Source organism: Adhaeribacter rhizoryzae (assembly GCF_008629685.1).
GTDB classification, from domain to species: Bacteria; Bacteroidota; Bacteroidia; order Cytophagales; family Hymenobacteraceae; genus Adhaeribacter; species Adhaeribacter rhizoryzae.
In genome coordinates this window covers 1-1,245 of the sequence record NZ_VWSF01000053.1, presented here as the reverse complement: position 1 = coordinate 1,245, position 1,245 = coordinate 1, and the positions used below count along the sequence as shown (strand labels likewise).

The following is a 1,245-nucleotide window of genomic DNA, read 5'->3' as shown; positions in this document are numbered from 1 at the left end:
TTATCCTATGTTTGTCCTGTTGCCTATATTTGGTTTAAAGAGATGAAAGGAAGGTTAAAGATTTAAGGTATTATTTGGTCTTGAGAACCTGTTTAACATGAGAATCCCCTTCCTTTTCTATGGTTACTTTGGACAGTTCCATTAAGCCTAGAGCTTGTATCAGGATAGAGAAAGCCACCATAGTCTGCTCTTTTTAACATATTTTTCTTCCCTTTACTAAAAACTTAAAGTTATGGCCACTTCAGCAAAACAAAAAGTAGTAGGTATTGATGTTAGTAAAGACTCCCTGGCTATCTGCCACTTGGTAGAGGAGAAGTTGCAGCACCTGGAGACGGAAAACAACCCAGCCGGCTTCCAGCAGTTGATTAAGCAGTGCGGCACGGAGAGTCTGTATGTCATGGAAGCCACCGGTATTTATTACCTACAGTTGGCCTATTACCTGCATGAGCAGGGAGCACCGGTAGTGGTGGTGAATCCGGTTATTATCAAGCGCTATATTCAGATGCATCTGGGCAAGGGCAAGAGTGACAAGAAAGACGCTCAGTGGATCAGGCGCTATGGAGAACAGAACCAGGTGACTCACTGGCAGCCAGAGGAGATGATAATAGTAGAATGTCGCCAGATGGAGCAAGTAATTGAGCAGCTCATCAAGCAGAAAACCATGGTCATTAACTCCCTGGAAGCACTCGAACTACAGCCAGTCAAATGCCAGTTGGCTGCCAAAAGCTTGAAACAAACGCTCAAGACCCTAGAAAAACAGATAAATCAGTTAGAGGATAAACTACTGGCCACGCTGGAAAAGGCATTTGCCAAGGAGATAAAGTTGCTCTCTTCTATTCCGGGTATCGGCCGAAAGACAGCGGGCACGCTGCTTTTATTTGCCGGCGGCTTCCGTGACGTGAGCAACTATCGGCAGCTGATTGCCAAAGCCGGTCTTTCTCCTCGGGAGTATACGTCCGGAACTAGCATCCGAGGGAAGGTGCGCATCACCAAGATGGGAGGTAGCTTAATTCGAAGCAAATTATATGTTTGCAGCTTCTCGGCCAAGAAATCTAATGCGGCCTGTAAGGCCCTTTACGACCGACTAGTGGCTAAAGGTAAAAATGGGAAATTGGCTTTAATTGCGGTCTGCAACAAGCTGCTCAAACAAGCTTTTGCCATTGTAAAATCTGGTATTCCCTACCGCCCTGATTTTACTACTATTTCCGCCTAAGAAGCTTGACTTTTAACACAGTTCATGTTAAA

At 45.1% G+C, this 1,245-nt stretch carries 1 protein-coding gene; it reads left to right on the top strand.

Translation table 11 applies throughout. The annotated features are described in order from the left end of the window. Nucleotides 1-232 precede the first annotated feature (232 nt). Entirely contained in the window at nucleotides 233-1,213 is a 981-nt protein-coding gene (locus F0145_RS26025) for an IS110 family RNA-guided transposase (RefSeq protein WP_150093620.1), read from the top strand. Nucleotides 1,214-1,245: the final 32 nt, after the last annotated feature.